Origin of the sequence: Prevotella sp. AM42-24 (assembly GCF_003461825.1) — a bacterium.
Classification (GTDB): domain Bacteria; phylum Bacteroidota; class Bacteroidia; order Bacteroidales; family Bacteroidaceae; genus Prevotella; species Prevotella hominis.
The window spans coordinates 57,419-65,597 of sequence record NZ_QTXV01000015.1; the positions used below are offsets into that span (position 1 = coordinate 57,419).

Annotated in this window: 4 protein-coding genes; all 4 read left to right on the plus strand. The window is 44.9% G+C overall.

Features of this window, described 5'->3' with window-relative positions:
• The first annotated feature begins 47 nt into the window (after positions 1-47).
• The 4 genes from DW917_RS06890 to DW917_RS06905 all read left to right on the plus strand — a co-directional run bounded on the left by DW917_RS06890 (position 48) and on the right by DW917_RS06905 (position 7,877).
• On the plus strand, positions 48-3,647 hold the full coding sequence (locus DW917_RS06890) for a GH92 family glycosyl hydrolase (protein WP_118117283.1): 3,600 nt from the start codon (positions 48-50) through the stop codon (positions 3,645-3,647).
• Positions 3,648-3,663: 16 nt separating this feature from the next.
• Entirely contained in the window at positions 3,664-4,746 is a 1,083-nt protein-coding gene (locus DW917_RS06895; protein ID WP_118117284.1) for an AraC family transcriptional regulator, read from the plus strand.
• A gap of 155 nt (positions 4,747-4,901) precedes the next feature.
• On the plus strand, positions 4,902-6,515 hold the full coding sequence (locus DW917_RS06900) for a SusF/SusE family outer membrane protein (RefSeq protein WP_118117285.1): 1,614 nt from the start codon (positions 4,902-4,904) through the stop codon (positions 6,513-6,515).
• A gap of 165 nt (positions 6,516-6,680) precedes the next feature.
• On the plus strand, positions 6,681-7,877 hold the full coding sequence (locus DW917_RS06905; protein WP_118117286.1) for a hypothetical protein: 1,197 nt from the start codon (positions 6,681-6,683) through the stop codon (positions 7,875-7,877).
• Positions 7,878-8,179 lie beyond the last annotated feature (302 nt).

Consider the following 8,179-nt stretch of genomic DNA (forward strand, 5'->3'; position numbering starts at 1 on the left):
GATAATAGAATTAATTTTGTAACTTTGTGGAAAAATATAAAAGCCTAATGAAGAAAGTAATATTAGTAATCGGTTTTGTCATGTGTCTCTTGCTGGTACAAGCTCAGACCCGTCGCCAGATGGGTGGGGTGTACTGCGCTTATCCTTTTACTGAGGTAGAGACCGGTAAAACTCTTTCCATCGAGAAATATGAGGATGAGGATAATCTGGTTCTGGAGGGTTACTCTCCTTTCTATATCAGTCATTATGGTCGTCATGGTTCCCGCTGGATGCCCCATGATGACCGCTATACCTGGGTGAACCGTCACTTTGAGGACGTATCCAATCTTACTCCTTTAGGAAAGAAGGTGAGGAAAATCTTATGGCGAGTATGGGATAATGCTCAGGGTAATGGTGGTAAACTGTCGAAATTAGGAGCTCTTCAGCATCGGGGCATTGCCAATCGTATGTATCAACGCTTTCCTCATATTTTTGCTACAGGTAATCGTGTGACGGCACGTTCAAGTGTCGTTGACCGTTGTGCAAAAAGTATGTTGGCTTTTACGGATGAATTGCATCATTTGCAGCCGTCACTAACGATGGATGTAAAGACCGATTCTGCCGATATGGCATGGATTGCCTATACTTCTCCGGAAGAAAAAGCATTGGGAAACAGGACAAAGGTTACGCCAAAGGTTTCTACAGACAGATTCATGCATCTGCTTTTCAAGGATATTTCCAAGATTGATGATCCGATGAAGTTGATGGGGGAGATGCAGGCCATCACTTCCTCTATTCAGGATGTGGGTTTGAATTTCAAGTCTTATCCGAAAGATATAGAGGAACAGTTGAATGCCCTCTTTACTGATGAGGAATTTCGTGCTTTCTATGAAGCCAACAATAAGCGTATGACGATCTGTAATGGAGATGATCTCTATAATGAACAGATTCCGATGCGTTCTGCTGTTTCTTTGTGGCATCATATCAGGGATGATGCTGATAGGGCTTTGGCTTCGGGTAAGCCTTCGGCTGATTTGCGCTTCGGACATGATACCAATCTCTATCGCCTGCTTACTCTTTTGGGGGCTGGCTATGAAAGGGTTTCTGAAGAGACGGGAATGTTTGAAAGTTCCTGCGACCGATATGACTATAATCGCATGGATGTAGTGGTTCCAATGGCTACCAACCTACAGATGATTTTCTATAAGAAGAATGTGCCGGACGAGGCTCATCCTGAGAAAAATATTGTGGTAAGACTGTTGTATAATGAGGTGAACGAGGCACAGATCAAAGGCATGGAAGACGTGTTCTATGGTTCTGATGTTCCGCCTTATGATAAAAACTATTTTTCCTGGGAAGAATTCAAGCAGTATATGGAAAGCCGCATAGACAAGGCAGAACATGTACGTCAGCTCCATGCCCTCAATACGATGGTGGGCACAGCGCAGGCTAATACCAAGACGGCTGGCATGTTTGGTAAGGGAAGTGAGGAACATGGACAAACTCTTCCTGCCGTACTGGTGCCTAACGGACAGAATTCCTGGACTCCTCAGACTCAAGATACGGAGAAAAAGTGTATTGCACCTTATTATTATAAGGATACTGAATTGCAGGGCTTTCGCAACAGCCATTGGATAGTAGGAGGTTGCACCCAGGATTACGGTTCCTTTACGGTGGCAACTTTGGGCGGCAAACTGAGATTGCAGCCAGAGGAACGTGCTACTTCTTTTTCGCATGCAGATGAAATATCTCACCCTCATTACTATGCGATCAACTTGAGGAAAGAACATCTCAAAACCGAACTTACAGCTTTGAGCCATACTGCCATCTTGCGTGTAACACCACAGGAAGACCAAGATGTTCATATCGTCATCAATCCGAATAGTGACGAGGGGGAAGGATACATAGAGATCGATACGCTGAATCATAGAGTTTATGGTTATAATCCTGTGCATCGCATCTACCAAGGATGGGGTGAACCAGCAGGATTCAGTGGGCATTTTGTCTTGGAATACCCTGAAGGACTGGTTGATTTCGGTGTGTTCTCCAAGGAGGGTAAGAAAGGAAAGGGATTGGAGGCTAAAGGTGCCCGCATCGGGGCTTGGCTTACTTTCAAAGGTCAGACCGAAAAATCGATGGAATTGAGAACTGCCAGTTCGTTTACAGGCAAGGAAAATGCGATTTCCAATTTAGAGAAAGAAGTGGATAACTTGGCAAGTAGTTTTGATGAGATGCGGGAAAGAGCCATCGAAGCATGGTGCGACCGCTTTCATACGATAGATGTGAAAAGCAAGGATACGGCTAAGGTCAACCAGTTTTATGGAGCCTTCTACCGTGCCTCGTTCCTGCCTCGCCAGATGAGTGATGTGAATGGCGACTACCCACCATTTGCGCATGGAGAGACAAAGCAAGAGAATTCTTCACTTGTCACTCTTCATTCTTCACTCCCAAAAGCATACGGAGATTTCTCTATGTGGGATATCTATCGTGCCGAACTTCCTCTCTATAATATCATCACGCCAACTTTGTCGGGTGACATGATGCAGTCGCTGGTCAATATGTACAAGGAGGGTGGATGGATGCCAATTTTCCCTTGTTGGAACAGTTATACGGCAGCGATGATTGGCGACCATGCCGGTGTTGCTCTGGCGGATGCTTATGTCAAGGGCATTCGTGGCTTTGATGCGCAGACAGCATACCAGGGGATGCGTAAGAATGCTTTCCAGAGTCCGAAGTCTTTCGAGGAGTATAAGGATGGTATGGGAAGAAGGGCTTTGAAGTCATATCTCAAATATGGATTTATTCCGATGGAAGATAGTGTGAAAGAGGCTTTTCATCAGAATGAGCAGACCTCCCGTACTTTGGAATATGCTTTTGATGATTTTGCCGTGGCACAGATGGCAAAGTTGTTGGCTGATTCTCTGGAATATCAGAAGAATAAAGGCAATCTTCTGTCCTTGGATAAGAAAATGCTATTAGCTGACTATAAGCAACTGATGCGTAGGTCTGAAAACTGGCGTCATGTCATCAATCCAAAGACCGGATGGGCTGATGGTCGTCATCAAAACCGGAAATGGGAAAATAATCTCGATCTGGTGCATCGCAAGAGTTATATTACCGAGGGGGCTACCTGTCACTATACCTGGTATGTGCCCCAGAATGTGGAGGGACTTTTTCAAGTTATCAACAATAGTGGGCAGAACGTCATCACACGTCTGGACAGAATGTTTGATGAAGGATTGTATTGGCATGGTAATGAACCTTGTCATCAGATAGCCTACCTTTATAATAAGGCTGGTGCTCCCTGGAAGACCCAGCAGCGCATTCATCATATTCTGAATACTGAATATAATGATACTCCTGGCGGACTGTCGGGTAATGATGATGCGGGGCAGATGTCGGCTTGGTATATGTTTTCAGCCATCGGGTTCTATCCCGTATGTCCGGCTACACCTTATTATTATATAGGCACGCCAAGTTTTGACAAGGTTACATTCAATTTGGAGAACGGCAGAAAGTTCGAAATTGTTGCCGAGGGAGTCGATGATGAGAATTTCTACATCCAGCAAGTTGACCTGAATGGTAAGTCTGGCTATTATTTGTCTCATGATGATTTGCTGAAAGGTGGAAAACTTTCTTTCAGGATGGGAAATACTCCTAAATATTAAAATTTAAGAAAATAAGATGATACTGATAGATCCTGTAGGATATTTTATATATGGAATGTGCGTCATGTTCTATTCCATGATGGCATGGTTCTTCTGGCGTAAGGGATCGGATGTTCTCTCGCGTCTTATCAAGGCAATCATGCTCATCTATGTGGTAGAGAGCCTGAAAGACCTGGTAATATATTATTATGTAGATGACATGACGAGCAGGTGGTGGGCTGTGATGACTTCCATGGATATTGTCATTATTCCTTTTTACATCTTTGTGCTGATGGAATTGGTAAAGCCCGGATGGCTTACCTGGCGCAAGGGCATCTTGCATGAGGTGCCGTTCGTCGTGCTGCCTCTTCTCTATATTATCACAGGTCATGCCATCTGGTATTATATCATTGCAGCTTGGGCTGTCTTCTATGGTAGCGCCACGCTGCTTCTTACGTTCTTTTTCATATCCCAATATCATCGGGTACTGAAAGAGCGGTTTTCGTATGAGGATAACATCAATCTGCATTGGCTCAGGGCCATACTGGTCAGCTTCTTCTTTATTCTGGCTGCCTGGACCTGTAGTTCGGTGATGGTGGATGTGAATTTTGACAATCTCTATATGATTCTATCGTTGGCCACATGGATGTTTGTTGGTTATTTCCTCTATAAGCACGAATCGGTCATAGATGAATTGAGAGATGTGGATGATGCCCGTTCTTCTGATGCAAGTGGGGTGGTAGGTGAGGCTAATAGCGGGATGTCTGCCGGCGATTATCTTCTTTCTCCCGAAATCAGTCAGATGGTAAAAGATCTGTTTGAGAATCAGAAAATTTATCTCGATCCCAAACTCAAGTTGTCGGATGTCGCCATGAGGGTAGGAACCAATCGTACTTATCTCAGCCGCTTCTTCAATCAGGAGAATGGCAAGACTTTTTATGATTATGTGAACAACTATCGGGTGAAATATGCAGAACAGTTACTTTCTTCCACTAAAGATCCGCTTTCTTTTATAGCGGAAAAAGCAGGATTCAATTCGCCTTCTACTTTCCGCAGAGTATTTGCTTCTGTATATGGTTGTTCGCCACAGGAATACCGCCGTAGAGTGTCAAATGGTTAGTTTTTACCATTTGGCACTTTTTTTTGATGGTTTGGGCGCTCTTTGTACGTAATGAGCGATAAGTTTTACGGTTTGAACGCGTGGTTTGTCCTGTTTTTCCTAACTTTGCACCAAATTAATTTATAATAATGTTGCGGAATTAAGATTAAAGCCCTATGAAGAAAAATTTACACAGAATCATCATGTCAGCATTGCTGACAGTGCTGGCAACAGTTGCTGCCAGCGCACAGTGCTACATTGTCGGCAGCGACAATGAGTGGAAAACCAACACTGCTGCGGCAGAACTGGCAGAGACCGCCACTACAGGAGTGTATGAGGGTGATGTCACCTTCGTTAACGGTGCGCAGTATTTCACCGTCACCCAACATCTGACAACTGGCGATGACGATTGGACAGAGTTTAACAAAAACCGCTTCGCCCCTTCAGTATTCGACGCCATGCTCGTTATCAATGAGCCTATGACCATGGTAAAGGGTAGGGACGCATCTTTCAAAGTACCAGTCGCTGGTACAACCTATCGTATGCGCATCGACTTCAACACCCTGACCGTCACCTTGCTCGGTGACTTTCCCGACAAGCTGTATGTATGGGGCAGCGACGGTGTCTTCGATCCCACACTTGCATCTGCCACACTGCCAAAGACTGAGACGGACGGTGTGTATAAGGCAACGGTAGAGTTCACCTCATGCTACTTCAACATTCTTAGCCAGCTCGGTACCGACCCCAACGACTACGAAGCCATACTGCCCTACCGCTACGGTGGCGGTAAGGTGGTTATCAACCGCGACAAGGCCATGACGCTCACAGAGCAGTCATTCCACATCGCCACACCAGGCACCTACGACGTGACTGTAGATCTCCGCACCATGACCATGAACCTCCACAGCGACACCTATGTGCCCGAATATCCAGACCATGTCTACCTCATCGGTGCCAACGGTAGCAACTTCGCCGATCAGGGCGCAGAGCTTACATGGGACGATGTGGAAGGCATCTACACTGGCTATGTGACTTTCTATGGCAACAAGTTTACCATCTCTACCGCTCTCGCCTCTACATATGATGGCTGGGACGAGATTAAAGCCAAGCGCATCGGTGCTGTCGCACCAACTGTTGACGTGGAACCGAACCTCACCGTAGGCATCAAGAAGGGCGAGGTGTCTGACTTCATCATCGGAGCATCGACAGATAACCCACTCACTGCATGCGTTACATTAGACCTTGTCAACAACCGTCTGACGCTCCACGGCAACGATGCGTCATATCCAATAGGCTACCCGAAAGAGCTCTACACTCTCGGCTGCAACGGCAATTGGTTCACCAACATCCCTGCAGACGTGATTCCTGCCACCAACGAGCCTGGCATCTATGAGGGCGAAATCACATTCGTGGGCGAAGTGGGCAATCTTCACTTCATCGTGTTAAAGCGTCTCGGCGCAGATTGGGACTTTGTCAACGCCAAACGTCTCTCTCCCTACACCGACGGCGACCCCGCCGATCTTGACAGCGATATTCCTGCCATGGAGCCTGACTTTTCGCCCGGCGCATGGCTCTTCTCTGGCGAGCCAGGCACCTACAACATAAAGGTGGACCTCACACAAGGCAATGGCGTGATACGCATCTCTGCCAAGGGCGCAACAGGCATCACCGCCACCACAGCCGCTCCTGCCACCAAGAACTACTACTACGACCTCAACGGACGATTCCTCGGCTACGTGGAGCCGCAGAAGGGAGTGTATGTTGTTAAAGGTAAAAAGGTAATAAAGTAAAAAAAACAGAAAGGTAATTATTTACTGAGTCCACTTTAAAAAGTCATTTTTGGTTTTTTATCCTACAAAACGCCATTTGATTATCAGATGATTACATTTGAAGAATTTCTCAAAAATTACTTTTTCAAGTGGACTCATTCATTAATAACTAAAACCGTAAAAGTAATGATGGACGAACAGAAAAATTTAGCAGCTTGGGAATGTTTGGACCAGGCTTTGTTTACCTCCTCCCATGTCAAGGCTAAGGACATGGAAAAGGGAAGTACTGACTGGGATAATGTTTATCCTGTATCAAAAGAGGAGACGGATAAGATGAAGAATCTGGTGGATGAGGCTGTGCGAAAGGCTGATGATCCTTCTGACTCATTCTTCCGTGAGCGTGTGTCTGATTTGCGCGAGATTATCTCATATTCCTATAGCAAACATCGTACGTGGAAGTGGTCTTTGATATTCGGTTCGATTATCGCTGCTTGCATCTTCTGGTATTTTGGCAATCAGGATAAGGAGGATGCTCAGAAATATGCCAAGGATGTGACTCTTGTGGAAAACTGGAAAAAGGCTGATACCACGATTACTTATGATAAACTCGATGCAAGTTCGGAACTCAGTTATCAGCTTTATGAACGTCGCGTTCAGTCTGCAAATGCTTATAAGTTGATGAAACTTCATGACTTGAAGAGGAATGCGGAGTCTTATAGGGAGGGTATGAAGACGGCAAAGCATAGTGCTGATACGGCTAAACTGGATAAGAATATTGAGAGTTATAAAAAGCGTATGGCAGAATGCGAAGAAAAGATGGAAAAATATCAGGACGAGTTTGATGAAGTTGCTGATATGGATTTTGATGAAATCCAGAAAATGGCGCTCAAGGACACTCAGGGGTTAGTGGATGATATTAATGATTCTGCTTCTACGAAGACTGGCTGGATGATTTATCTGATTATTCTGATACCACTCTATATCATTTCAGGTTATCCGCGAGGATATGTGATTTCTGCTCATCGCCGTCAGCATGGTTTCATGCGTACGCTTCAGAAAATCGGTTTTGCCGTGGCAAGTTTCTTCTTCGGTAGTGGTTTGCTGATGTCGCTTCTGCCGGATAGTATCGTTGAATATCATTATACCAGTGGTAGAGTGGAAACGAGGAATGAGGGTAATCCGGTCAATATCGTCATTTTGGGTATCAAGTTTGGTTTGATGATAGCGGGTGTGCTTATTTTCTGTTTCGTCTCAGTTCTGATTATGACTATCGAAACGATTTCGGGTCTCAAACGCAACTTTAATTGGGCAGCCATGCTGAACAAAGGTAAGAAAGCGCCGGTTGCCGTAGCTGAGGCTCCGATAAATGCAAGAAATGATTAAAGTATGAAGATGATAGGTCTATGAGATAAATACTAATAAATTACAATATTGCGAGATTTTAAAGTTAAGATGAAAAAGAGGGTGTGTCATAATTCCATGACGCACCCTCCGATGTGAAAGCAATTCCTCAAAGTGAGCACATATATATGCTCTCTAACGAAGTGCTTCTTCATTCATTTTTAATGCTTGGCTGTATATCTATCCAACCGGCAATTGGCATTAGCAAAAGGTTATATAGCCAACCCCACAATAAAGTACTAAATTAACCGCTTTCCGTAAGAAAATGCAGAATATATTTGCTT